Annotated in this window: 22 protein-coding genes and 1 rRNA gene; 17 read left to right on the plus strand and 6 right to left on the minus strand. The window is 71.4% G+C overall.

Annotated elements, in window-relative coordinates; all coding sequences use genetic code 11:
- The 9 genes from rrf to pstB form a co-directional block, all read left to right on the plus strand.
- A 5S ribosomal RNA gene (gene rrf, locus ABZ449_RS37530) occupies positions 1-81 on the plus strand; the annotation flags it as partial.
- Between the two features lie 72 nt (positions 82-153).
- On the plus strand, positions 154-1,140 hold the full coding sequence (gene mshD / locus ABZ449_RS37535) for a mycothiol synthase (RefSeq protein ID WP_360355279.1): 987 nt from the start codon (positions 154-156) through the stop codon (positions 1,138-1,140).
- 365 nt (positions 1,141-1,505) lie between these two features.
- Positions 1,506-3,683 carry an RNA degradosome polyphosphate kinase gene (locus ABZ449_RS37540; RefSeq protein ID WP_360355332.1) on the plus strand — a complete coding sequence of 726 codons (2,178 nt, stop codon included), beginning with the start codon at positions 1,506-1,508 and terminating at the stop codon, positions 3,681-3,683.
- A gap of 103 nt (positions 3,684-3,786) precedes the next feature.
- Positions 3,787-4,875, plus strand: a complete 1,089-nt coding sequence (locus ABZ449_RS37545; RefSeq protein WP_360355282.1) for a CHAD domain-containing protein — start codon at positions 3,787-3,789, stop codon at positions 4,873-4,875.
- A gap of 88 nt (positions 4,876-4,963) precedes the next feature.
- Complete coding sequence (locus ABZ449_RS37550) at positions 4,964-5,404, plus strand: NUDIX hydrolase (RefSeq protein WP_360355335.1); 441 nt, start codon at positions 4,964-4,966, stop codon at positions 5,402-5,404.
- A 227-nt stretch (positions 5,405-5,631) separates the two neighbouring features.
- The gene (pstS, locus tag ABZ449_RS37555; protein WP_360355285.1) at positions 5,632-6,768 is read left to right on the plus strand and encodes a phosphate ABC transporter substrate-binding protein PstS; all 1,137 of its coding nucleotides are present in this window, start codon (positions 5,632-5,634) and stop codon (positions 6,766-6,768) included.
- 150 nt (positions 6,769-6,918) lie between these two features.
- Positions 6,919-7,896, plus strand: coding sequence for a phosphate ABC transporter permease subunit PstC (gene pstC, locus ABZ449_RS37560; protein ID WP_360355288.1), 978 nt, complete (start codon positions 6,919-6,921; stop codon positions 7,894-7,896).
- Complete coding sequence (gene pstA / locus ABZ449_RS37565) at positions 7,893-8,963, plus strand: phosphate ABC transporter permease PstA (RefSeq protein WP_360355291.1); 1,071 nt, start codon at positions 7,893-7,895, stop codon at positions 8,961-8,963. Before pstC ends, pstA begins: the two co-directional genes overlap by 4 nt.
- A gap of 42 nt (positions 8,964-9,005) precedes the next feature.
- Positions 9,006-9,782, plus strand: a complete 777-nt coding sequence (pstB, locus tag ABZ449_RS37570; protein WP_360355294.1) for a phosphate ABC transporter ATP-binding protein PstB — start codon at positions 9,006-9,008, stop codon at positions 9,780-9,782.
- Between the two features lie 218 nt (positions 9,783-10,000).
- On the opposite strand, the gene ABZ449_RS37575 is transcribed toward pstB, so the two are convergent.
- Together ABZ449_RS37575 and ABZ449_RS37580 are read right to left on the minus strand one after the other, a co-directional pair.
- Positions 10,001-10,996: an inorganic phosphate transporter gene (locus ABZ449_RS37575; protein ID WP_360355297.1), complete on the minus strand. Its 996-nt coding sequence runs from the start codon at positions 10,994-10,996 to the stop codon at positions 10,001-10,003.
- A gap of 5 nt (positions 10,997-11,001) precedes the next feature.
- Entirely contained in the window at positions 11,002-11,622 is a 621-nt protein-coding gene (locus tag ABZ449_RS37580; RefSeq protein ID WP_188298808.1) for a DUF47 family protein, read from the minus strand.
- Positions 11,623-11,981: 359 nt separating this feature from the next.
- On the opposite strand from ABZ449_RS37580, the gene ABZ449_RS37585 reads away from it, so the two are divergent.
- Positions 11,982-12,350: a metal-sensitive transcriptional regulator gene (locus ABZ449_RS37585; RefSeq protein WP_360355300.1), complete on the plus strand. Its 369-nt coding sequence runs from the start codon at positions 11,982-11,984 to the stop codon at positions 12,348-12,350.
- A gap of 74 nt (positions 12,351-12,424) precedes the next feature.
- Here the strand turns inward: ABZ449_RS37585 and ABZ449_RS37590 are convergent, their stop codons facing one another.
- Positions 12,425-12,613 carry a hypothetical protein gene (locus ABZ449_RS37590; protein WP_360355303.1) on the minus strand — a complete coding sequence of 63 codons (189 nt, stop codon included), beginning with the start codon at positions 12,611-12,613 and terminating at the stop codon, positions 12,425-12,427.
- Positions 12,614-12,830: 217 nt separating this feature from the next.
- Entirely contained in the window at positions 12,831-13,730 is a 900-nt protein-coding gene (locus ABZ449_RS37595; RefSeq protein ID WP_360355306.1) for a hypothetical protein, read from the minus strand.
- Positions 13,731-13,891: 161 nt separating this feature from the next.
- Between ABZ449_RS37595 and ABZ449_RS37600 the strand changes: the two genes are divergently transcribed.
- Positions 13,892-14,083 (plus strand): hypothetical protein, encoded by a 192-nt coding sequence (locus ABZ449_RS37600; protein WP_360355309.1) that lies wholly within the window; start codon positions 13,892-13,894, stop codon positions 14,081-14,083.
- A gap of 85 nt (positions 14,084-14,168) precedes the next feature.
- On the opposite strand, the gene ABZ449_RS37605 is transcribed toward ABZ449_RS37600, so the two are convergent.
- On the minus strand, positions 14,169-14,891 hold the full coding sequence (locus ABZ449_RS37605; protein WP_360355312.1) for a phosphatase PAP2 family protein: 723 nt from the start codon (positions 14,889-14,891) through the stop codon (positions 14,169-14,171).
- A 193-nt stretch (positions 14,892-15,084) separates the two neighbouring features.
- A complete protein-coding gene (locus ABZ449_RS37610) occupies positions 15,085-16,272 on the minus strand; it encodes a bifunctional lytic transglycosylase/C40 family peptidase (RefSeq protein WP_360355338.1) in 1,188 nt (395 codons plus the stop codon).
- A 248-nt stretch (positions 16,273-16,520) separates the two neighbouring features.
- On the opposite strand from ABZ449_RS37610, the gene ABZ449_RS37615 reads away from it, so the two are divergent.
- From ABZ449_RS37615 to ABZ449_RS37640, 6 genes are all read left to right on the plus strand, one after another.
- A complete protein-coding gene (locus tag ABZ449_RS37615) occupies positions 16,521-16,871 on the plus strand; it encodes a hypothetical protein (RefSeq protein WP_360355315.1) in 351 nt (116 codons plus the stop codon).
- A gap of 169 nt (positions 16,872-17,040) precedes the next feature.
- On the plus strand, positions 17,041-17,862 hold the full coding sequence (locus ABZ449_RS37620) for a hypothetical protein (RefSeq protein ID WP_360355318.1): 822 nt from the start codon (positions 17,041-17,043) through the stop codon (positions 17,860-17,862).
- A gap of 52 nt (positions 17,863-17,914) precedes the next feature.
- The gene (locus ABZ449_RS37625; protein WP_360355321.1) at positions 17,915-19,144 is read left to right on the plus strand and encodes a hypothetical protein; all 1,230 of its coding nucleotides are present in this window, start codon (positions 17,915-17,917) and stop codon (positions 19,142-19,144) included.
- 7 nt (positions 19,145-19,151) lie between these two features.
- Positions 19,152-20,726, plus strand: a complete 1,575-nt coding sequence (locus ABZ449_RS37630) for an SCO6880 family protein (RefSeq protein WP_360355324.1) — start codon at positions 19,152-19,154, stop codon at positions 20,724-20,726.
- A 110-nt stretch (positions 20,727-20,836) separates the two neighbouring features.
- Complete coding sequence (locus tag ABZ449_RS37635) at positions 20,837-22,186, plus strand: ATP-binding protein (protein WP_360355327.1); 1,350 nt, start codon at positions 20,837-20,839, stop codon at positions 22,184-22,186.
- A gap of 196 nt (positions 22,187-22,382) precedes the next feature.
- Complete coding sequence (locus ABZ449_RS37640; protein WP_360355330.1) at positions 22,383-24,182, plus strand: bifunctional metallophosphatase/5'-nucleotidase; 1,800 nt, start codon at positions 22,383-22,385, stop codon at positions 24,180-24,182.
- Positions 24,183-24,290 lie beyond the last annotated feature (108 nt).

Raw genomic sequence — 24,290 nt, forward strand, 5'->3', positions numbered from 1 at the left:
ATTCCGAACCCGGAAGCTAAGCCTCACAGCGCCGATGGTACTGCAGGGGGGACCCTGTGGGAGAGTAGGACGCCGCCGAACAATTCTTCAGAAGAGCCCCTGATCCACTCGGATCAGGGGCTCTTCGCATTTCCGGTGTCGTATCGTCAGGGCATGGACGATCAGACAGCGGTGTTTGCGAACGATGTGCTCCGGCCCGAGCAGCGCGACGGTTCCCTGCGTGTTCTGGCGGACGCCCAGGCGGTGGACGGCCGGGCCGCCGTGTCCGAGCAGGGCCGGCTTCGGCTGCGGAATGCGGAGACCCCGCGGCCGGGCGTGATCCACCTCGTCGTGGCCGAGACCGAGACCGGGACCGGGACCGGGAGCGGAGCCGTCCTCGGCTACGGCCAGCTCGAAGTACCGGAGAACCCGTCGGCCAACCCCGCCGCCGAGCTGGTGGTCGACCCGGCCGCCCGCGGTCGCGGCCTGGCCCGCCCGCTGGTCGACGCCGTCCTGGAGCAGGCCCACCGGGCGGGGCGCGACGCGGTGGATTTCTGGGTGCACGGTGGTCACCCGGCGGCCCGGCACCTGGCCGAGGCGTACGGCGCCGAGCTGGTCCGTGAGCTGCGGCAGATGCGTCGCGCCGGCCGGCAGACCGAGGAGGTGGCCGTTCCCGAGGGCATCGAGCTCCGCACCTTCCGCCCGGGGGAGGACGGCGCCGAGTGGCTGCGGCTCAACGCCCTGGCCTTCGCCCACCACCCCGAGCAGGGTTCCTGGACCGAACAGGACCTGGCCGAGCGGATCGCCGAGCCCTGGTTCGACCCGGCCGGCTTCTTCCTCGCCACCCGTGACGGCAAGGTGGTCGGCTTCCACTGGACCAAGGTGCACCCGGCGAGCGCCACCGAGCCCGAGCTCGGCGAGGTGTACGTGGTCGGGGTGGACCCGGCCGAGCAGGGCAGCGGCCTCGGCCGTGCGCTGACCGCGGCGGGCCTGCGCCACCTGACCGGCACCGGTCCCGGCGAGCGCGGACTGGACACCGTCCTTCTCTACGTCGACGCCGACAATCCGGCCGCCGTGCGGGTATATGAACGATTGGGATTCGCCGTTCACGAGGTGGACCTCATGTACCGAGCCCGGTACGGGGCGAGCCGGCCGGCCTAGCCGGGGCCGCGGAGCGTCCTCGAACCGGACTCCCAGCTCCTTCGACCTCGTCGAAGGCGGCCGGGGACCTCCTGCGGAGCGGTCGTGGGCGAGGGACGGGACGGCAACGCCCCTTGCCCCGACCGACTCAGCTTTCCTCCTGGCCATGCGGTGTTTACCGTGGATTCAATTGCTGCCGCGAAGATCACAGGATGAAGTCCGTAGTGTCTCGCTCGTGCAGAGTCGACCGCCACGCACCGGCCGGTCCTGTACGGACCGCACCCGGAGGTTGGGTGCTGTCCCCGGGTTCGGCCCGGGGCGAGGGCGACGGCCCGCAGAGCCATTCGCGTCCGGACGCCGTCCTGCTGCTGGAGGAGCTGGAGCCCATGAGCATCCCCCGCCCCGTCTCTGCCCCGCTGTCGCCTACGGCCCGGATGTCCAGCGCGCTGGGTATTCCGCCGGAGCTGCCGGCCACGGACGAGGAGGAGTACGAAGCGTTGCCGCAGGGCCGCTTCCTGGACCGTGAGCGCAGTTGGCTCGCGTTCAACGAGCGGGTCCTGGAACTGGCCGAGGACCCGGGCATCCCGTTGCTGGAGCGGGCGAAGTTCCTGGCGATCTTCGCGAGTAACCTGGACGAGTTCTTCATGGTCCGGGTGGCCGGACTCAAGCGCCGGATCGCCACCGGCGTCGCCCAGCGCAGCGCGTCCGGCCTCCAGCCGCGCGAGGTGCTGGACCTCATCTGGACCCGCTCGCGCGAGCTGATGGCCCGCCACGCCGCCGCCTTCCAGCAGGAGGTCCTGCCGGACCTCGCCGCCGAGGGCATCGAGGTGGTCCGCTGGTCGGAGCTGGCGGAGAAGGAGCAGGCCCGGCTGCACACGCTGTTCCGGCAGAAGATCTTCCCCGTCCTGACCCCGCTGGCCGTCGACCCGGCGCACCCCTTCCCGTACATATCGGGACTCTCGCTCAACCTGGCCGTCGTGGTGCGCAACCCGGTCTCCGGGCACAAGCACTTCGCGCGCGTCAAGGTGCCGCAGTCGCTGGCCCGCTTCCTGGAGGCCTCGCCCCAGCGGTACGTCCCGCTGGAGGACGTCATGGGCGCCCACCTGGAGGAGCTCTTCCCGGGGATGGAGGTGCTGGCCCACCACGCCTTCCGCGTCACCCGCAACGAGGACCTGGAGGTGGAGGAGGACGACACCGAGAACATCCTCAAGGCCCTGGAGAAGGAGCTGATGCGGCGGCGCTTCGGCCCGCCGGTCCGGCTGGAGGTCGAGGAGTCGATCGACCCGTACATCCTGGACCTGCTGGTGCGGGAGCTGAACATCACCGAGGCGGAGGTCTTCCCGCTGCCCGGGCCGCTGGACCTGACCGGACTGTTCGGCATCGCCGAGCTGGACCGCCCGGAGCTCAAGTACCCGAAGTTCGTGGCCGGCACGGCCCGCGGGCTGACCGACGTCGAGTCGGCCTCCCAGCCGGACATCTTCGCCGCGATGCGCGAGCGCGACGTCCTGCTGCACCACCCGTACGACAGCTTCTCCACCTCGGTGCAGGCCTTCCTGGAGCAGGCCGCCGCCGACCCGGACGTGCTGGCGATCAAGCAGACCCTGTACCGCACCTCCGGCGACTCGCCGATCGTCGACGCGCTGATCGACGCGGCCGAGTCCGGCAAGCAGGTGCTGGTGCTGGTCGAGATCAAGGCGCGCTTCGACGAGCAGGCCAACATCAAGTGGGCCCGCAAGCTGGAGGAGGCCGGCTGTCACGTGGTGTACGGCCTGGTCGGGCTGAAGACGCACTGCAAGCTCTCGCTGGTGGTCCGGCAGGAGGGCGACACCCTGCGCCGCTACTCGCACGTCGGCACCGGCAACTACCACCCGAAGACGGCCCGGCTGTACGAGGACCTCGGCCTGCTCACCTCCGACCCCCAGGTCGGCGCGGACCTCTCGGACCTGTTCAACCGGCTCTCCGGCTACTCGCGCCGCGAGTCCTACCGCCGCCTGCTGACCGCCCCGCGCGGCCTGCGCGACGGGCTGGTCTCGCGGATCCACAACGAGATCGCCCACCACCGGGCGGGCCGCCCGGCCTACGTGAAGCTCAAGGTCAACTCGATCGTCGACGAGGCCGTGATCGACGCGCTCTACCGGGCCTCCCAGGCCGGCGTGCCGGTGGACGTCTGGGTGCGCGGGATCTGCGCGATCCGCCCGGGCGTGCCGGGGCTGAGCGAGAACATCCGGGTCCGCAGCATCCTGGGCCGCTTCCTGGAGCACTCCCGGGTCTTCGTGTTCGGCAACAACGGCGATCCGGAGGTCTGGATCGGCAGCGCCGACATGATGCACCGCAACCTGGACCGCCGGATCGAGGCGCTGCTGCGGATCACCGATCCGGCGCACCGCGCCGAGCTGTCCGGGCTGATCGACCTGGGGGTGTCGGACGAGACCGAGTCCTGGCACCTGGGGCCGGACGGCGCGTGGGCCCGTCGCTCCCAGGACGCCGAGGGCCGCCCGCTGCGACACGTCCAGGACCTGCTGATCGACTCTCGCCAGCGCCGCCGGGCCGCGACCTCGCGCTGACGCGTGCACTGATGCGAAGCCGCCGGGACGGTAAGGGGACCTGTCCCGGCGGTCGGCCACCAGCTCCGGGGACCACCTCGGAGGAACGGGGATCTACCACGCCATGACCGAAGCGCCGATGACGGCCCAGGCGGCCTCCACCGCGACCGCCGGGGACATCCTTTCCCGCCACCTCACCGCCCAGGCCGGCGCCTTCCTGCGCGCGCTGCCGCTGGCGGTGGGCGAGGTCGGCGCCAGACCCGGGACGGCCTCGGTCGTCCCGTCGGCCGGCACCTCGGACCTGCTGCGGGCCGTCCGGCGGATCGGCGGGCTGCTGCACACCTTCGGCCCGGTCTTCGAGCAGACCTGGGCGCAGGAGTCGCGCACCGAGCTGCGCTGGCTGCTCAACCTGTTGGCGCTGGAGCCCGGCTACGTCCGCCGCTCGGCCCGGCTGCTGGGCGCGCTGGACTCGCTGAGCGGCACCGACCCGGACGGGACGGGCATGCTGGCCGGCCACGCGGGCGCCCCCAAGGCGCGGGCGCTGCTGGACCGGCAGCTGACCCTGGCCCGGACGAGGGCGCACTCCACGGTGCTCCAGGAACTCCGCTCCGCCCGGCTGCACGCCCTGGCGGACCGGATGACCCTGCTGGTCGGCGACGCCCCGCTGCTGGAGTCGGCGGGCGGTCGGGCCCCGGCGGTGCTGCTGCCGCAGGCCGCCGCCGCGTTCGCCGCGCTGTCCGCGGTCGCCCAGCAGCTGCCGCTGCAGCGGGCCGCGACGCCCTACGGCGGGGACGGGATGCGCCGGCTGGGCACGGTGCCGCCGTCCCGCGGGGCGACGGACGCGGACACCGCGCTGGCGGCCGATGACGCGCCCTGGGCCCGGCTGCGGATCCTGGTGAAGCGGGCCCGGTACGCGCTGGAGGTGTGCGGGCGCGGGTCCTCCGAGCTGGACGGGCTGGACCTGGTGCTGGCCCGGCAGCAGGAGGCGGCGGACGCCGCCGTCACCGCCGCCACCGCGGCGCGCACGCCGCGGATCACCCCGGCGACCGCGTACGTGCTGGGCGTGGTGCACGCCGACCAGCGGTTGGAGGTGGAGTCGGCGCGCTACGCCGTCGGCCGCCGCTGGCCGGACCTGCCGCCCGGCCCGGAGGGCTGGCTGGAGCTCGTCCCGGCCGACGCCTGGGGGCACCCCGTCGCACCCAGGGCGGTCTGAGGTGGACGAGCGCCCGCGCACCGGCCGGCCGGCGACCGGGGCCGCGGCCGGAGCGGGGCACGCCCCGGTGGTGCTGGCGGCGGGCGCGGTGCTGTGGCTGCCGGGTCGGCCGAAGAAGAGCGGCCGGCTGGGGCGGCCGCGGATCGCGGTGATCCACCGCCCCAAGTACGACGACTGGAGCCTGCCGAAGGGCAAGCTCGAAGTCGGTGAGGGCGTGGTCGACGCGGCGCTGCGCGAGGTCCGGGAGGAGACCGGTTTCCACTGCCTGCTGGGCCCGGAGCTGCCCACCCAGCACTACCGGGTGCAGGGCCGTCCCAAGGAGGTCCGCTACTGGGCGGCGGTGCCGTCGAGCGGGTCGTTCCGGCCCAACCGGGAGGTGGACCGGCTGGAGTGGCTGCCGGCCGGGAAGGCGCGGGCCCGGCTCACCCACGACCACGACCGGTCGCTGGTCGACGCGCTGCTGGCGGTCCTGGGGGCGAGGCCGGTGTCGGCGGCGGGGTCGGCGTCGGTGAAGGAACCGTGGAAGTGATCTCCCCGCGCCCTTGCCGTGACGCAACCGTTACTACCTGACGTAGTTTCCTGTCATCCCTTCGAGGTTCACTCTCCGTTCACTTGCGACCGGCTGTCGTGTCACTTACCCGGCCTAACTTCGGGACCACCGGAGGGCCGCACGGGCCCCGGACCACAGCAGAACCCGTGCTCGGCCGTACGCGTACGGCCTGAGCCAAGGGCAATGCCACAGAAAGGGACACCCCTGTGAAGCTCCAGCGGAACGGCCGCTCCAAGGCCCTCGCGATCGGTGCCATGGCGCTCGTCAGCTCGCTGTCGCTCGCCGCCTGCGGGTCGGACAACAACACCAACTCGACCGCGTCCGGCGGCAACAGTGGCTCCGCCGCGCCGGCCTCCGCGATCAACTGTGGCAAGCCGGGTTCGCTGATCGCCGCGGGTTCGACCGCGCAGGGCGCGGCGATGGACGTCTGGAAGACCAGCTTCGCCGCCGCCTGCTCCGGCACCACGATCAACTACCAGGGTGGCGGCTCCGGTGCCGGCATCCAGCAGTTCAACCAGGGCAAGATCCAGTTCGCCGGCTCCGACTCGGCCCTCAAGCCGGCCGAGGTCGACGCCTCCAAGGCGGTCTGCACCGGCGGCCAGGGCATCGACCTGCCGATGGTCGGCGGTCTGATCTCGCTGGTCTACAACGTCGACGGTGTCGACAACCTGGTCCTGGACGGCCCGACCGCCGCCAAGATCTTCGACTCGCAGATCACCAAGTGGAACGACCCGGCGATCGCCGCCCTGAACCCGGGCGCCAAGCTGCCGGACACGGAGATCCAGACCTTCCACCGCTCGGACGACGCCGGCACCACCGAGAACCTGACCAAGTACTTCGCCGCCGCCGGCGGCGGCGCCTGGTCCTACCCGGCCGGCAAGGCCTGGGCGGGCAAGGGCGGCCAGTCGGCCAACGGCAGCGCCGGTGTCTCGGCCCAGGTGAAGCAGGTCAAGAACTCGATCAGCTACGTCGAGCTGGCCTACGCCCAGACCAACAGCCTGAAGAGCGCCGCGATCAACACCGGTGCCTCCAAGCCGGTCGCGGCCACCGCCGAGAACGCCGCCAGCACCATCGGCAAGGCCCAGGCCGCCGGCACCGGCAGCGACCTCGCGCTGAAGCTCGACTACGCGACCAAGGAAGAGGGCTCCTACCCGCTGGTCCTCATCACCTACGAGATCGTCTGCGACAAGGGCAACAAGGCCGAGACCCTCGACACCCTGAAGTCCTTCCTGACCTACACCGCCAGCGACGCGGGTCAGAAGGCCGTCGGCGAGAAGGGCTACGTCCCGCTGCCGAAGACCGTGACCGACAAGGTCAACGGCGTCATCGCCACCCTGGCCTGACCCGACAGGACCCCCGGTGGGGCGGCCCCGTGAGCGAGGGGGGCCGGGGTCGCCCCACCGGAACGGACCACACCCAGCACCACGTCCGGGGCACCGCCGCCATGGTGCCGTCCCCCTTCCGGGGCGGCACCACCAGACCGGAGTAGACCAATGACTTCATCCTCCCCTGCCGCCCCGCGAGGCAGGGAACGCCGGCCGCGCGACAGCCGGGTCGGCGACAAGATCTTCATGAACCTCGCCCGGGGCTCGGGCATCCTGCTGCTGGTCGTCATGGCCGCGATCGCCGCGTTCCTGACCTGGCGGTCCGTCCTGGCCCTGACCACCAACGAAGGCAACTTCCTCACCTCCTTCGAGTGGACGCCGGACGCCCCGAAGCCCGTCTTCGGCATCGCCGTCCTGGCCTTCGGCACCATCGTCAGCGCCGTCATCGCGATGGCGATCGCCGTCCCGGTGGCCATCGGGATCGCGCTGTTCATCTCGCACTACGCGCCGCGCCGGATCGCCCAGCCGTTCGCCTACCTGGTCGACCTGCTCGCCGCCGTCCCCAGCATCGTCTACGGCCTCTGGGGCGCGCTCTTCCTGGTGCCGCACATGGACGGCCTGACCAGCTGGCTCAACGAGTACCTGGGCTGGACGTACATCTTCGACCAGACCAGGACCGGCACCCCGCGCAACCTGTTCACCGTCGGCATCCTGCTGGCGATCATGGTCCTGCCGATCATCACCGCGGTCTCCCGCGAGGTGTTCCGCCAGGTGCCGCGGATGCACGAGGAGGCGGCGCTCGCGCTCGGCGCGACCCGCTGGGAGATGATCCGCACCGCGGTGCTGCCGTTCGGCCGCCCCGGCATCATCTCGGCCTCGATGCTCGGCCTCGGCCGCGCGCTCGGCGAGACCATCGCGGTCGCGGTGGTGCTCTCCGCCAGCAACGTCCTGTCGCTGCACATCCTCGACGCGGGCGGCGGCACCTTCGCGCAGAACATCGCGCTGAAGTTCGCCGAGGCCGGTGACAACGGCCGCAACGCGCTGATGGCCTCCGGCCTCGTCCTGTTCGTCATCACCCTGCTGGTGAACGGTGCCGCGCGACTGATCATCGCCCGCCGCAAGGAGTACTCGGGGGCCAACGCATGACCGTCACCGCCGTCGTCGAGGACGCCCGGCCCGTCGGCCGTCCGCTGACCGCCAACCGACTGCCCAAGTGGGCCCCGGCCGCCGTCGCCGGCGGCTCGATCGCCCTCGGCTGCGCGATCGGCGCGCTCGGCGGGCTGGCCAGCCACCTGCAGTGGGGCCTGATCTCGGCCCTGCTCTTCGTCCTGATCGGCTACGTCCTCTCGGCCCGGGTCGAGGGCCGCCGACAGGCCAAGGACCGGCTCGCCACCTCGGTGGTCTGGGTCGCCTTCATCCTGGCCGTCGTCCCGCTGGTCGCCCTGATCTCCTACACGGTCCAGCAGGGCATCGAGGTGGTGAACGGGAACTTCCTGAGCCACTCGATGAAGGGCGTGATCCAGTCCGGTCCGGGCGGTGGCATCTACCACGCGCTGATCGGCACCCTGGAGCAGGTCGCCCTGGCCACCGCGATCGCCGCCCCGATCGGTCTGCTGACCGCCGTCTACCTGGTCGAGTACGGCCGCGGCACGCTCGCCAAGGCGGTCACCTTCTTCGTCGACGTCATGACGGGCATCCCGTCGATCGTCGCCGGTCTGTTCATCCTCTCGCTCTGGAACCTCGCCCTGGGCTTCAGCTACTCCGGCTTCTCGGGCAGCCTCGCGCTGGCGATCCTGATGATGCCGGTCGTGGTCCGGTCCACCGAGGAGATGCTGAAGCTCGTCCCGAACGAGCTGCGCGAAGCCTCGTACGCGCTCGGCGTGCCGAAGTGGAAGACCATCCTGCGGATCGTCCTCCCCACCGCGATCGGCGGCATCACCACCGGTGTGATGCTCGCGGTCGCCCGCATCACGGGCGAGACCGCCCCGGTGATGATGCTGGTGTTCGGCGCCGACTACATCAACAACAACCCGTTCGACGGACCGCAGCAGTCCCTGCCGATGTACATCTGGACGCAGTACTCGCAGGTCAACAACGACTACGGCTACGCCCGTGCCTGGGGTGCGGCGCTGGTGCTGATCGCCTTCGTGATGGGGCTCAACCTCATCGCCCGGGGCATCGCCCGCTGGCGCTCGCCCAAGGGCGGGCACTGAGCGACCGACTGACGTACGAGACAGACGAGAGAAGCAACGATCATGGCCAAGCGCATCGACGTCAGCGGACTGTCGGCCTACTACGGCACCACCAAGGCCATCGAGGACATCTCGATGAGCATCGAGCCCCGCTCGGTGACCGCCTTCATCGGCCCCTCCGGCTGCGGCAAGTCCACCTTCCTGCGGACCCTGAACCGCATGCACGAGGTGATCCCCGGCGCCCGGGTCGAGGGCAAGGTCCTCCTGGACGACGAGAACCTGTACGCCTCCAACGTCGACCCGGTCGCCGTGCGCCGCGCGGTCGGCATGGTCTTCCAGCGCCCGAACCCCTTCCCGACCATGTCGATCTACGACAACGTGGTCGCGGGTCTGCGGCTCGCCGGCGTGAAGAAGAGGGCCGTGCTGGACGAGGTGGTGGAGCGCTCGCTGAAGGGCGCCAACCTCTGGAAGGAGGTCCACAACCGGCTGAACAAGCCGGGGGCCGGCCTCTCCGGCGGTCAGCAGCAGCGCCTGTGCATCGCCCGCGCCATCGCGGTCGAGCCCCAGGTCCTGCTGATGGACGAGCCCTGCTCCGCGCTCGACCCGATCTCCACCCTCGCCATCGAGGACCTGATCGGCGAGCTCAAGGAGCAGTTCACCATCGTCATCGTGACCCACAACATGCAGCAGGCGGCCCGCGTCAGCGACCGCACCGCCTTCTTCAACCTGGCGGGCGTCGGCCAGCCGGGCAAGCTGATCGAGCTGGACGACACCCAGCGGATCTTCTCCAACCCGCAGGTCCAGGCGACCGAGGACTACATCTCCGGCCGCTTCGGCTAGACCGGACCCCGTCACGCGGCCCGGCGCCTCGGCGCCGGGCCGCCCGGCGGACCGCGAGCTGTCCCGTGGTGCTGCATGGCGGTGCCGCCGCGGGACATGGAAAAGGGCCCGCCCCCGAGATGTGGGGGCGGGCCCTGTCCGTTCGTGCGTCCCGTGCGGTGCGTCCGGCTCCGGGTGTCCTCTGCGGTGCGTCCCGTTCCGGGCGTCCGCCGGGGCCGTCAGCCCCAGAACAGGTGGACGAACCAGTACATCAGCGCTGCGACGATGGCGGCCGCCGGCATCGTGATGAACCAGCCGAGCACGATGTTCTTCGCGACGCCCCAGCGCACCGCGCGGATCCGCTTGGTGGCCCCCGCGCCCATGATCGCCGCGGTGATCACGTGGGTGGTGGAGATCGGCGCCTTGAAGACGAACGACGAGATGTACATGACCGTCGCCGAGGTGGCCTCGGCCGCGAAGCCCTGCGGCGGGTCCAGCTCGATGATCTTGCGGCCGAGCGTCCGCATGATCCGCCAGCCGCCCGCGTAGGTGCCCAGCGAGAGCATCGTCGCGCAGGAGATCTTCACCCAGACCGGAATGCCGTTGCCGGACTGGTGGCCGGAGATGGTCAGTGCCATGACCACGATGCCCATGGTCTTCTGGGCGTCCTGGAGGCCGTGCGCCAGGGCCATCGCGGCGGCCGAGGCGGTCTGGGCGACCCGGAAGTTGCGCTTGGCCCGGTGCGGGTTGGCCCGGCGGAAGATCCACAGGATCGCCAGCATCACCAGGAAGCCGCCGACCAGGCCGACCACCGGCGAGACGATCATCGGGATGACGATCTTGTCGAGGACCCCGCTCCAGATCACCTCGACGCCGCCGGCCAGGGCCGCGCCCACCATGCCGCCGAACAGCGCGTGCGAGGAGGAGGACGGGAGGCCGAAGTACCAGGTGATCAGGTTCCAGGCGATCGCCCCGACCAGGGCCGCGAACAGGATCGCCATCCCCTGGTTGCCGGTGGGCGTCTCGATGATCCCCTTGGAGACCGTGTGCGCCACGCCGCTGCCCAGGAAGGCGCCGGCCAGGTTCATCACCGCGGCCATCGCCAGCGCCGCCCGGGGGGTGAGCGCCCGGGTGGAGACCGAGGTGGCGATCGCGTTCGCCGAGTCGTGGAAGCCGTTGGTGTACGTGAAGAAGAACGCAACGCCGACGACGGCGATGAGTGCTGCCATGTCCACGGGGGTCAGGACTCCTTGACGGCGATGGTCTCCACCGTGTTGGCGACGTGCTCGAACGCGTCCGCCGCCTCCTCAAGGACGTCCACGACCTGCTTGAGCTTGAGGACCTCGATGGCGTCGTACTGACCGGAGAACAGGTGGGCGAGCAGCTTGCGGTGGATCTGGTCGGCCTGGTTCTCCAGGCGGTTGACCTCGATCCAGTACTCGGTGAGGTTGGACATGCTGCGCAGGTTCGGCATCGCCGCGGCGGTGAGTTCCGCGGCGCGCGCCAGCACCTCGATCTGCTGCTCGACGCCCTTCGGCAGGGTCTGGATGTCGTAGAGGACGACCAGGTCGACGGCCTCCTCCATGAAGTCCATGATGTCGTCCAGCGACGAGGCGAGGCTGTAGATGTCCTCGCGGTCGAAGGGCGTGATGAAGGACGAGTTCAGCTGGTGGAAGACGGCATGGGTGGTGTCGTCCCCGGCGTGCTCGGCGGCGCGCATGCGCTCGACGATCTCCGCACGGGCCGACACGTCCGATCCAAGCAGCTCCAGAAGGAGCTTCGATCCGACGACGAGGTTCTCCGCCGCGGCGGCGAACATGTCGTAGAAGCTCGTCTCCTTCGGGGTCAGGCTAAAACGCACGGAAATCTCCGATGTGCGGGGTAGGGACTGAACGATGCTAGGTGCAACCGAGCGCAATCACGCAAACGGGGTGCCGGGCAAGGAGCCGGAGCCTCCCCTTCCGTTCGGCTGCCGCACCGGCTGCCCGGGTGCGCCACCACCTGTGGACGCGGGTCACCAGTCTGACGGAACCTCGCCCGGATTGTCCCCGTCGTGCGCGCCCGGGAACGGGGCGCCGCTCAGACGGGTGAACCGCCGGGCGACCCCCGCCCGGGCCCCGCGGCACCCGCCGGGCCGCCCGTCGGAACACCACGGAGGGCCCCGGTGTTGGACACTTGTGGCCGACGCAGCCACCAGGCACTGAGACGAAGGCGGGGCCGATGACCACGACGCAAGCGCGCACCGAGCCGGAGCACGCGCAGGGGACCGACCCGCACGCCGGCCACGCTCCGGCGGGGCACCACGGCCCGCACGGCTACAGCGCGCAGAAGGACGCCCACCTCAAGCGGCTGCGCCGGATCGAGGGCCAGATCCGCGGCCTCCAGCGCATGGTCGACGAGGACGTCTACTGCATCGACGTGCTCACCCAGGTCTCGGCCAGCACCAAGGCGCTGCAGTCCTTCGCGCTCTCCCTGCTGGAGGAGCACCTGCGGCACTGCGTCGCCGCGGCCGCCGAGCAGGGCGGCAGCGAGCTGGACGCCAAGGTGGCGGAGGCCACCGCCGCGATCAGCCGGCTGCTGCGCAGCTGACCCGACGGGCCGTCCGCCGCTCCGGGGCGCCTCGCTCCCGGAACGGCGGACGGCCCGCGTCGCTCCCGAGCCCGCTAGCCGTCGGCCTCCCGGTCGGCCTGGCCGGGTTCGGTCCGGTCCAGCAGCACCTCGTCGATCCGCTCGGTCGGCAGCCGGTCGTCGGAGCTGGCCGTCGCGGCGATCATCAGTTCGCCGGCCAGATCGATCTCGTCGAGGGCCGCGTCGTCGTGGCCGCCGCTGCGGCCGCCCGTGGACGACACCACCTGCACCACCCCTTCAGTGCCTCGCCAGCCCGGGCGGCAGCCACCCGGAGTCCAGCCTAGGCACTTCGGGGCCCGTCCACATGGCACGGACGGGCCATCTCGGCGCCGCCGAAACGGGTGGCCGCCGCTCCCCGGACGGCCACCCGCCCCGGCGGCACCCCGTCTCGCCCCGGCGCCGGAGCGCTGCCCCGGCCGCCCAGGGCGTGTCGGACCAGCCCTACTTCGGGCTCTCCGTGGGCTTCATCCGGTAGATGTCCGAGGCCGAGGGCTCGGCCGCCTCCACCGGCTTCCCGAAGTCCGACAGCGAGGTCGTCGACGTCACCTTCACCTGGTCCTTGGGCTCCTTCGACCCGGCCACCCCGGCGAAGGTGAACACCTCGACCACCTTGCGCAGCCGGCCCTGGTCGTCCAGCCAGGCGTCGTACGGGACCTCCTTGACGGTGAAGGTCTGCGCGCCCATCCGCAGACCGTCCCCGCCCCTGCCGCCCGTCGCATCGGCCGCCTTGGCCAGGTCCAGGGTGCCCCTGAAGTGGTGCAGCGGGACCCCGTCGACGGTCTCGGTGCCCACCGCCTCCGCCTTCTGCGCCCCGCGCAGCGCCCCCGCCGCCGAGGCCGGGTCGGTGGCGCCGCTGCTGACCAGGTTGCCGTCCGGCAGCTGGCGCACGTCCAGCTTGACCCACTTGCCCGCGGGGACCTTGGCGCCGCTGTTCTGGAGGTAGACGGTGCCCGGCAGGACCACCTCGACGATCTTCCCGGTGGTCGCCGCGCCCGGCGGCACCTGGACCTCCAGCCGGCCGATCCGCTTGACGTAGTCGTAGCCACCGGTGCCGCTGAACGAGGCCTTCTTCTCGGTGGACTCGGTGACCAGTTCGGTCGCGGCGCGCGCGGAGCCGGTGCGGCCGGTGATGTCGGCGGCGTTGCGCACCGCCGTCAGCGCGTCCGCGGCGAGCTGGTCGGGGGCGCCCGACTGCTGGTCGGAGGAGCCGTCGACGGAGCCGCCGGAGCAGCCGGCGGCCCCCGCCACCAGGGCGGCGGCGAGCAGGGTGGCCCCGGCCGCCGAGCGCAGGTGCGGACCCGGACGGCGTGCCGACCGTCCGGTGCGGTGCTGGTCGGTCATCTTCATCCTCGCGACAACCCCCTCGGGCCCGACAGCCCCGCCGGCCACCACCGGGTGGGCAGAGCTCTTTCCGGGCAAACGAGTTGGGGCGCAAAGGGTTACGGGGGCCGGTGTGGTGGGAGCGTCGCGCCGGACCCGCCCGGCGCGTTACCGTGAACCACGTGCACAGTGAGCTGCCGGCGACGCCCGGCACCGCCCGGATGCCCGAACACCGCCTCGTGGTCAGCGAGCGCGGATCCTTCGCCTTCGCGACCTGCAGCTGCGGCTGGTACTCCCCGGCCCGCCGCTCGCGCGACCTGGTCCGCCGCGAAGGAGCCGAGCACCTCGCCGAGAGCGGTGCCGAGCCGGACTGATCCCACCGGGGCCGGGGCCAGCTCCATAGGCCATGGCCCCGAGGCGGCGTCAGGCCGCAAGGCCGGGGCCGACCGCGAGGCGCGGTCAGGCCGCGAGGTCGGACTCCGGCGGCTGCTCCCCGGCCCGTACCGCCCCGCGCCCACGGCGACGACCGCGCGGGCCGGCCCCGCCGCGGGCCGCGCCGCCGCGCTCGGGCGCCCGGATCAGCGGGGCGACCGCCGTCCTGCTCAGCGCGTGGCAGAACGGCACCAGCACCGCCATCGCGATCGGCGCCAGCAGCAGCACCACGGCGACGGCCAGCGCGAAGCCGCCGATCACGTCGGTGGGGTAGTGGACGCCCATGAACATCCGGCAGAAGCCCTGGAGCACCGCCAGCCCGCCGGCGATCCAGCCCAGCCGGCGGTTCACCAGGAACAGCGCCACCGCGACGCCCATGGTCATGGTCGAGTGGTCGCTGACGAAGGAGTGGGTGCCGGCCTTGCCGTCCACCAGCACCAGCAGCCCGGGATGGTCGACGAAGGGACGCGGGCGGTTCACGATCGCGGCGATCGGCAGGTTGGCCAGTTCGGCGACGGCCACCGAGAGCGGCACCCAGAGCAGCCCGGCCATCGCCACCGGCGCGTCCGCACGGCGTCGGGCCTGGAGCCAGGCCACCAGGCCGAGCATGGCCAGGCCGATCAGGATGCCGTACTCGCCGATCCACGAGACCAGGTGGTCCAGCCACTGCGGGGAGCGCTTGGCCAGACCGTTGACGGCGTAGAGCAGGTCGAGGTCGGGGTTGGTCGTGTCGGCAAGCGGCGTCGACACGCCGCACCTCCTTCTGGTCCGCTGCACCTGTACGTTCCCACCGGGGCCCGCCCGGCGCCGAAAGCTGACGAGGGGCCACCGGACCCAACGTCATCGCCGGGACACAGCGTTCCACGGAAACGCGCGGTTATGGAAACTTGACTCAGCGTCCACAGCGCGCACACAGCTCCCCGCCGTCCCGGCCCCACCGCACCTACCGTCCCGCCCCGGCGGGGGCCGGCCCGGTCGGCGCGGGCGGGGCGGCGACGGCCGACCGGACGGGGGTCGCCGGGGCGCCGCCCTGGGGGACGCCCTGGCTGCCGCCCTGGTTCCCCGCGGGGGCGGTGGCCTCCGTCCCGCCCGGGCGGGACGGAGCGTTGACCGCGCCGTCGTCGTTGCGGGTCGGCAGCGCCTGGGCCCCGTCCGAGGTGACCCGGGTCGCGCCGATGTACTCCCTGGTGTCGATCTTGTCGTAGCGGATCACCGCACCGGTGTGCGGCGCGTTGATCATGTACCCGCCGCCGACGTAGATCCCGACGTGGTGGATGCTCCGCGGATCGCTCAGGTCCGTCGCCCAGAACACCAGGTCGCCCGGCCGCAGCTGGTCGCGCGACGGATGCGGACCGGCGTACCACTGGTCGTTGGCCACCCGGGGCAGGGTGATGCCCACGCTGGCGAACGCGGCCTGGGTCAGGCCCGAGCAGTCGAACCGCCCGTTCTGCGAGGGCAGGCCCTCCCCGCCCCACAGGTACGGGGTGCCGAGCTTGGTCTGCGCGAAGTAGATCGCGGCCGACGACTGCGGGGACACCTCCAGCGGCGCGGTCGGCGAGGCCGGCGCGGTGAAGCTGCGGGCCATCGCCTGGATGTTCCGCACGTAGCCCTGGGTTTCCTTGTACGGCGGGATCCCGCTGTACTTCTCCACCGCGCCCTCGCCGGCGTTGTACGCGGCGAGCAGGTTGGCCTGCGGGTCGCCCGGGACCTTCGCGACCCGCCTGGCGATCGCGCAGTCGTACGTCGCCGCCGAGGCGATCGCGTCCAGCGGGTCCCAGACGTCCGCCCTGCCGTCCCCGCTGCCGTCGGTGGCGTAATCGGGCCAGGTGGTCGGCATGAACTGCGCCATTCCCTGCGCCCCGACCCCGGAGCGCGCCTTGGGGTCGAAACCGCTCTCCTGGTACAGCTGCGCCGCGAGCATCGGCGGGGAGATCTGGGGGCAGAGCGAGCCCCACTTCTGGATCGGGTCCTGGTAGGCCGCGGGGACCGTCCCGGGGGAGAGGGCGGAACGATTCGCCGACTGTTGCGGCGTCCCACTCGCCGCATAAGTCCCCATCGTCACCAGCCCGATGAACCCGAACGCGGCAACTCCCGCAGCGGCGGCGGCCGTACCGGCCTTCCGGAGTACCATCAGCACCATCCCGACGAATCGTCAGTCGAAGTGTCCCGGAAGGCGTTGCTCACCGCAATCATCAGAGATACGAACAGTGAGCGCTATCCTTCGTACGGTGTACATCCTCGCGTACGTGGCCGATGCCTCACGACCAATTCGCGAGAAGTAGCCAAGTCGACATCAGATCTGGCCAAGAATAGGTACCGACCCTTCGCGCGGGCCGGGTCCGGGCCCTTGAATTTGCCTGATCGGGCGGTGAGATGGATATGAACCTGAGCAGCGTGCACACCAATGCGGTCGGCCACCTGGCCGAGGACCCCCCCAAGAAGCCGAACATCGACACCATCATCGGCGGAATCGCCCCGGACTGGGGGCCGTTCGCGACCCTCGGGTCGGAGGCGCGGGTGATGGTCGAGGTCATCATGGCCGTCGCCATCCTCGTCTGCCTCGGCATCGCGGTCTGGGGCGCGGCCAAGCAGCGGATCGGTGCGACCGCGATGCGCGACAGCTTCGGCGCCGAACAGGGCAAGGGGCTGATCGTCGCCGGACTGACCGGCGTGTTCATCATCGGATCACTGGGCACCCTGTTCACCATTGTCTACGGCATGGCGATCTGACGATCGGACAGCAGTAGCCGTCCGACCGGCCTGAGACCGGGTCCCCGTCCGGACCCCCTCCGGCAGCCGATCCGCCAGGAATCCACCCCCGTTCCCACCCTCCGCCCGCGCCCGCCCCGGCCGGAGGGCCCCCGGAGCCGCCCCGGCTCCCCGCACCAGGAGGGCCGCCGTGCCGTTGTCCGACGACCAGCCGCGCACCCGTACGCGCCTGCCGGTCGGCGAACAGTCCTCCCTCCCGTCGAACCACCGTCAGTCCCGCCCGCTGCGCGCCCTGGTGGCCGTCCTGGCGGTCGTCACCCTGCTCGTGGTGGCCATCGCCATCGCCAACCGCGTCACACCCGGCACGGGATCCGGGAACGACGGCTCCTCCGCCGACCGCGCCGGCGCCGCCGCCGGGTCCGGGGCCGGCCCCGCGCCCAGCGGCGACCAACCCGTCGACACCACCGTCAACGGCATCCCGACCGGCTACCCGCACACCGAACCGGGCGCCCAGTCCGCCGCCACCAACTACGCGGTGGCGATCGGCTCCGCGGACATGTTCCGCACCGACAGCCGCCACGGCATCATCGCCACCATCGCCGACCCGGGCGCCCTGGCCGGGCTCCAGAGCCGGCTGGACCAGGGCTTCGGCGGCGACACCGCCACCCGCTACGGCCTCGACGCCCAGGGCCGCGCGCCCAAGGGCCTCACCTTCGTCAGCCGCACCGTCCCGGTCGGCACCAAGTCGACGGGCTACAGCGAGGGCGACGCCAAGGTCGAGGTGTGGTGCACCGGCCTCACCGGCCTCGCCGGCGAGCGCTCCGTCCAGCCGGTGACCACCAACTGGTTCACCCTCACACTCTCGCTGCACTGGACGGGCAGCGACTGGAAGCTCACCGACTTCACCAGCAGGCAGGGCCCCGCGCCGGTGCCCGCAGACCAGCAGGCCGCCACCGCCGATGAGATCACCGGCGCCGTCCAGCAGTTCGGGGGGTTCCGCTTTGCGCGTTGACCAGACCTCACGCCGTTCCGGCGCACGACGCCGTGTGGGCACCCTCGTCGGTGTGCTGGCCACCTTGCAGGTGGCGGCGCTGTCGGCGGCCCAGCGGGTGTTCGCCGAGCCTTCGCCGACAGCGACGCCCAGCGGCACCGCCGCCACCAACTGCCCTGACCTGCCGATCTCAGGGAACGGCATTCTCTGTGTGGACAAGCCTGGTGGCTCCCTCCCCGGGGCCAACACCGTCGGGACGGTGACCGATCCCCTCGGGGCGTTGGCCAAGAGCTGTGCGCAGGCCGCGGCGTGGGTGGTGCGGAAGCTGTCGGGGGCGATCGACGGAACGACGCAGGTGGACTTCACCAATGGGTCGTTCCTGCAGCAGTACGCCGTGGTGTTCGCCGTGTCGACGGTGATCACACTGGTGCTGTGGCTGCTGGCGGTGGCGAAGCGGGCGGTGCGGGGGGCGCCGCTGACGACGGCGTTCTCGGAGGCGATCGGCTTCCTGTGGCTGACGGTGGTGGCGTCCGCGTTCACGCCGTTGATCCTGTTCACCGTGGTGAGCGTGACGGACGGGCTGACCAAGGCGATAGCGGTCGGGACGAAGACGGACACCGGGTCGTACCTGGGAGGGTTCGCCGACACGCTGGAGAAGGGCGATGTGGGCGGCGGTCCGCTGATCCTGGTGATCGTGTCGCTGGTCGCGGTGCTGGCGGCGGCGGTGCTCTGGATCGAGCTGCTGATCCGGGCGGCGATGCTGTACGTCGGCGCGCTGCTGGGGACGGCGGTGTACGCGGGGCTGGTGGACCGGCAGCTGTGGAAGCACGTGCGGCGCTGGGCGGGCGTGATGCTGGCGGTGGACCTGGCGAAGCCGATCATCGTGGTCATCCTGGGGCTGGCGGGTGCGGTGGCGACCGGGTCCGGGGCCGACGACGACTTCGCCCGGGTGCTGTCCGGGCTGGCGATCCTGTTCCTGTCGATCTTCGCGAGTGCCGCGGTCTACCGCTTCGTGCCGGGCTTCGGCGACGAGCTGTTGAACATGCGCGGGGCCCGGGCCAACGCCGTGCAGGCCGGTTCGGCGATGATCAACGGCACCGCGAACCTGATGAAGCAGGGCATCACCACCCACGGCGACCGCGGTCCGCAGGCGGCCGGCACGGGTGGCGGCGGGGCGGGCGGCGGTTCGGTCGCTCCGGGCATCGCCGCCCACGCCGGCCGGACGCCGGCTCCGCCGCCGCAGGCCGGGCCGCCGCAGGCCCCGGTTCCGATCCGCGACAGCAATCCAGCGAAGGGAGGGTGACGGGTAAGTGAGCAGTGAACCGCTCGGCCAGTACGGAACCCAGTACGCCCAGCCGTACGTGCACCAGCGCCGCACCTACCTGATCGGCAAGGCCCGCCCGAACGCGCCGATCGGCCGGAACCGTGAGTCCGGCGAGATCGTGCTGATCATCTTCGGGGCCTTCCTCGGCATGCTCTGGGGCCTGCTGATGCCGATCCTGCCGCTGCGGATCGGCGGTCTGGTCGGTCTGCCGGCGCTCGCCATCGCGGCGGTGTACGTGCCGTACCGCAAGCGGACGTTCTACAAGTGGGTGGAGATCAACCGCACCTACCGCCGGACGGTCCGCAGCGGGCGGGCGGTGTGGCGTTCGGACGTGATGGACGCCGGCACCCGGCTGGACGGCCGGGAGGTGGAGGTCGGCCCGCCGCCCGGGGTGGGGCGGCTGCGCTGGCTGACGGCGCCGTTCGGGCCGGACGAGGTCGGGGTGCTGATGCACCTGGAGCGGCGCACGGTGACGGCCGCGATCGAGATCGAGGGCCCTGGCGTCGGCCTGCGCGACTCGGAGGACCAGGAGGCCCTGGTCGACCGGTTCGGGACGCTGCTGAAGCACGTCGCCAACGGGGACGGCTTCGTGACCCGGCTGCAGATCCTGGCCCGGACACTGCCGGCCGATCCGGACGCGCACGCCAAGGACGTCGAGCGGCGCGGTGACCCGTCCGCGCCGCGCTGGCTGCAGGACTCGTACGACCAGCTCCAGTCGATGGTGTCGACCTCCTCGGAGCAGCACCGGGCGTACCTGGTGGCCTGCATGCACTACACCCGTGACCTGGCGGCGGAGGCGCACGCGATGGGCCGGACGGCCACCGGGCGGCGGGCGCGGGACGACGAGGGGCTGGCGGCCGTGATGGCGCGCGAGCTGACCGACATCTGCGCCCGGCTGGCCGAGGCGGACATCCGGGTGCGCCAGCCGCTGGGCCAGGCCCGGCTGTCCTCGCTGCTGCACTCGATGTACGACCCGGACCACCCGATCGACCACATCCAGGCGATGTCCCGGCGCAACGCCTGGCCGGCCGAGCTGGACGCGACCCACCCGCAGTACCTGCAGGCGAAGACCCGCGAGTCGGCGACCCGGGAGCCGTGGTGCCACGCCACCGCGTGGGTCAAGGAGTGGCCGCTCACCCCGGTGGGCGTCAACTTCCTGGCGCCGCTGCTCGTGCACACCCCGGACGTGATCCGGACGGTGGCGGTGACGATGGACCTGGAGCCCACCGACGTCGCGATCGAGCGGATGCTGACGGAGAAGACCAACGACGAGGCCGAGGCCAGCCGCGCGGCCAAGATGAACCGCACGGTCGACCCGCGCGACCTGGCCCACACCGGCCGGGTGGACCAGCGCGGCGACGACCTGGCCTCCGGCGCGGCCGGGGTGAACCTGGTCGGCTACATCACGGTCTCCTCGCGCAACCCCGACGCGCTGGCCCGCGACAAGCGGACCATCCGGGCCTCGGCCGGCAAGAGCTACCTCAAGCTGGAGTGGTGCGACCGCGAGCACCACCGGGCCTTCGTCAACACCCTCCCGTTCGCCACCGGCATCCGCCGCTGAGCACCCCCGTACGCCCGCGTGGGCGGGCGTACGCCCGCGCAAGCCCGTAGGCCCGGCCACGTCCGCGCCAGTCCGTCCCCGTCCACCGCTGACCAGTCAGGAGGCCGCCCATGGCGATCGGCAACCTCACCGATGCGTTCACCAGCCTGATGTTCGGCAAGGTGGAGACCACCCGCCTGCCGGTGCGCACCTCCACCGGCCAGGCGCAGGCCGTCTACCTGCCGACGGCCGCGCCCGGGCTGGGCGACTCCGGCGTGATCATCGGCCGCGAGGTGTACAGCGGCAAGGGGTACGTGTACGACCCGTTCCAGCTGTACGGACAGCAGCTGCCCGCCCCGCACTGGCTGGTGCTCGGCGAGTCCGGCAACGGCAAGTCGGCGCTGGAGAAGACGTACGTGCTGCGGCAGCTGAGGTTCCGTGACCGCCAGGTCGTGGTGCTGGACGCGCAGGGCGAGGACGGCGTGGGTGAGTGGAACCTGATCGCCGACGCACTGGGCATAAAGTCGATCCGGTTGGATCCGATGGCGGCCCGGGACGGCGGGGTGAAGCTCAACCCGCTGGACCCGGCGATCACCCAGACCGGCCAGCTGTCGCTGCTGCGCACCATCGTCGAGGTGGCGATGGGGCGCGGGCTGGAGGAGCGGGCCGGCTTCGCGCTGAAGGCCGCGCACGCCCACGTGGTGGCCTCGGTGAAGGACCGCCAGCCGGTGCTGGACGACATCATCGACACCCTGCGCAACCCCGACCTGTCCTCGGTGGAGTCGCTGGGCGTGGCGGTGGACGAGGTGCAGTCCTGGGGCCTGGACGTGGCGCTGGTGCTGGACCGGCTGGTCGACGGTGACCTGCGCGGCATGTTCGACGGGTCGACCACCGAGGGCATCGACCTGGACGCGCCGCTGATCGTCTTCGACCTCTCGCACATCGACCGCAACTCGATCGCGATGCCGATCCTGATGGCGATCGTCGGGGTGTGGCTGGAGCACACCTGGATCCGGCCGGACCGGAAGAAGCGCATCTTCCTGGTCGAGGAGGCCTGGCACATCATCAACAGCCCCTTCGTGGCGCAGCTGTTCCAGCGGCTGCTGAAGTTCGGCCGCCGGCTCGGCCTGTCCTTCGTCGCGGTGGTGCACCACCTGTCCGACGTGGTGGACGGCGCGGCCGCCAAGGAGGCCTCGGCGATCCTGAAGATGGCCTCCACCCGGACGATCTACATGCAGAAGGCCGAGGAGGCGCGGGCCACCGGCCGGGTGCTGGGCCTGCCGCGCTGGGCGGTGGAGATCATCCCCACCCTGTCGCCGGGCATCGCGGTCTGGGACGTCAACGGCAACGTGCAGGTGGTCAAGCACATCATCACCGAGGCCGAGCGTCCGCTGGTCTACACCGACCGTGCGATGACCGAGGACGCGGTGGCCGAACGGGTGCGTGCGGAACGGCAGTTGGCGAGCGAACCGGGCGTCTGAGCGGCCCTTCGGGGGCCGCTCTCCGCAGACTCCGCACCCGGCGGCCGGCGATGGTTCGTCAGTAGGTAATCCTCTCGTTACGTCGGACGTCCTGACAGCTACGCGCGTTGACCTTAGGCTTCGCAGTCGCAACACATGCCCGAACGCCGATGCTGTCCGCAGCCGGTACTCCTTCCAAGGTGCAGGGGAACCCTTCATGCTCACCGTCAGATCCCGACGGACGGCGCTCGCCGTCGTCGCCGCCGCAGGTCTGTTCGGCACGGTGGTCGCGCCGGCGGCCGCCCAGGCCGCCGACGCCACCGCCAAGCGCCACAAGACCGTCAACCTCCAGCTGCTGGCGATCAACGACTTCCACGGAAACCTGGAGCCCCCGGCGGGCTCGTCCGGCACGGTCAAGGAGATCGACCCGGCCACCGGCAAGGAGGTCGCCACCCCGGCCGGCGGCATCGAGTACCTGGCCACCGAGCTGCGCAAGGCGCGCATCCCGGCCGACGACTCGATCACCGTCGCGGCCGGCGACATCATCGGCGCCAGCCCGCTCACCTCGGCGCTCTTCCACGACGAGCCGACCATCGAGGCGATGGACAAGCTCGGCCTGGACGTCACCTCCGTGGGCAACCACGAGTTCGACGAGGGCGCGCAGGAGCTGCGGCGCGTGCAGGAGGGCGGCTGCCACCCGACCGACGGCTGCTACGAGCCCGGCCGCACCTTCAAGGGCGCCAACTTCAACTACCTGTCGGCCAACGTCACGGACGAGAAGACCGGCAAGCCGCTGCTGGCCCCGTACTGGATCACCAGGTCCCAGGGCGTGAAGGTCGGCTTCATCGGCGTCACCCTGGAGGGCACGCCGAACATCGTGACCGCCGAGGGCGTCAAGGGCCTGAAGTTCGCCAACGAGGTCACCACGATCAACAAGTACGCCGCCGAGCTCAAGGCCAAGGGCGTCAACTCGATCGTCGCGCTGATCCACGAGGGCGGCTACCCGGCCAGCACCGTCTACAACTACGACTGCGGTGCGGCCGGCCAGGGCATCTCCGGCCCGATCGTCGACATCGCCAAGAAGATCGACCCGGCGGTCGGCGCCATCGTCACCGGCCACACCCACAACGCGTACGCGTGCAGCATCCCCGACCCCGACGGCGTCCCGCGTTCGGTGACCAGTGCCGCCTCCTTCGGCCGGCTCTTCACCGAGATCGACATGAAGCTGGACAAGACCACCGGTGAGATCGTGCGTCCCACGGTCAAGGCCGAGAACCACGTGGTGCGCCGCACCGTCGAGAAGGCGCCCGACATGACGGCGCTGATCGACCACTACTCCAAGCTGGCCGCCCCGATCGCCAACCGCCCGGTCGGCTACATCGCCTCGGACATCAACGGCCGCGGCAACAGCGACCTGGAGAAGCCGCTCGGTGACGTGATCGCCGACGCGCAGCTCGCCGGGCTCGCCCCGGCCGACAAGGGCGGCGCGCAGGTCGCCTTCATGAACCCCGGCGGGATCCGTTCCGACCTGGTCCACAAGGCCTCGGGCGGCGAGGGCGACGGCGTGGTGACCTACGGCGAGGCGTTCACCGTCCAGCCGTTCACCAACATGATGCAGGTCAAGACGCTGACCGGCGCCCAGCTGATCCAGCTGCTCCAGCAGCAGGTGAGCGGCTCCAACGCCGCCGCGCCGAAGGTCCTCCAGGTGTCCTCGAACCTGCACTACACCCTGGACATGCGCAAGACCGGCGCGGACCGGGTGGTCCTGGACTCGATCCGGCTGAACGGCGCCCCGGTCGACCCGGCCGCCACCTACCGGGTCGCGGCCAACGAGTTCCTGGCCGGCGGCGGCGACGGCTTCCCGGCCTTCGCGGCCGGCACCGACAAGCTGGTCGGCGCCTCGGACCTGGACGTCTTCACGGCCTACCTGGGCGCCCACAGCTCGGCGAGCGCGCCGCTGAAGGCCCCGGCGCAGGACCGGATCAAGGTCATCGGCCCGGGCAGCGACATCGACTGACCGTGAGCCGGCCCTAGATGAATGAGTCCGATCGCTGACCTGGCCGCGACCATGACGAAGGGTGCCCGTTGGTTGGTTTGTGAAGACGAACCTGGACACCCTTCTGAC

The organism is Kitasatospora sp. NPDC005856 (assembly GCF_040629945.1).
Taxonomy (GTDB): Bacteria; Actinomycetota; Actinomycetes; order Streptomycetales; family Streptomycetaceae; genus Kitasatospora.

Excerpts from the sequence above, each read along its gene's own strand:
- pstC (WP_360355288.1), top strand. The coding sequence starts at position 6,919 with ATGACTTCATCCTCCCCTGCCGCCCCGCGAGGCAGGGAACGCCGGCCG.
- ABZ449_RS37635 (WP_360355327.1), top strand. The coding sequence starts at position 20,837 with ATGGCGATCGGCAACCTCACCGATGCGTTCACCAGCCTGATGTTCGGC.
- pstB (WP_360355294.1), top strand. The coding sequence starts at position 9,006 with ATGGCCAAGCGCATCGACGTCAGCGGACTGTCGGCCTACTACGGCACC.
- ABZ449_RS37540 (WP_360355332.1), top strand. The coding sequence starts at position 1,506 with ATGAGCATCCCCCGCCCCGTCTCTGCCCCGCTGTCGCCTACGGCCCGG.
- ABZ449_RS37585 (WP_360355300.1), top strand. The coding sequence starts at position 11,982 with ATGACCACGACGCAAGCGCGCACCGAGCCGGAGCACGCGCAGGGGACC.
- mshD (WP_360355279.1), top strand. The coding sequence starts at position 154 with ATGGACGATCAGACAGCGGTGTTTGCGAACGATGTGCTCCGGCCCGAG.
- ABZ449_RS37545 (WP_360355282.1), top strand. The coding sequence starts at position 3,787 with ATGACCGAAGCGCCGATGACGGCCCAGGCGGCCTCCACCGCGACCGCC.
- ABZ449_RS37610 (WP_360355338.1), bottom strand. The coding sequence starts at position 16,272 with ATGGTACTCCGGAAGGCCGGTACGGCCGCCGCCGCTGCGGGAGTTGCC.
- ABZ449_RS37615 (WP_360355315.1), top strand. The coding sequence starts at position 16,521 with ATGAACCTGAGCAGCGTGCACACCAATGCGGTCGGCCACCTGGCCGAG.
- pstA (WP_360355291.1), top strand. The coding sequence starts at position 7,893 with ATGACCGTCACCGCCGTCGTCGAGGACGCCCGGCCCGTCGGCCGTCCG.
- ABZ449_RS37640 (WP_360355330.1), top strand. The coding sequence starts at position 22,383 with ATGCTCACCGTCAGATCCCGACGGACGGCGCTCGCCGTCGTCGCCGCC.
- ABZ449_RS37595 (WP_360355306.1), bottom strand. The coding sequence starts at position 13,730 with ATGACCGACCAGCACCGCACCGGACGGTCGGCACGCCGTCCGGGTCCG.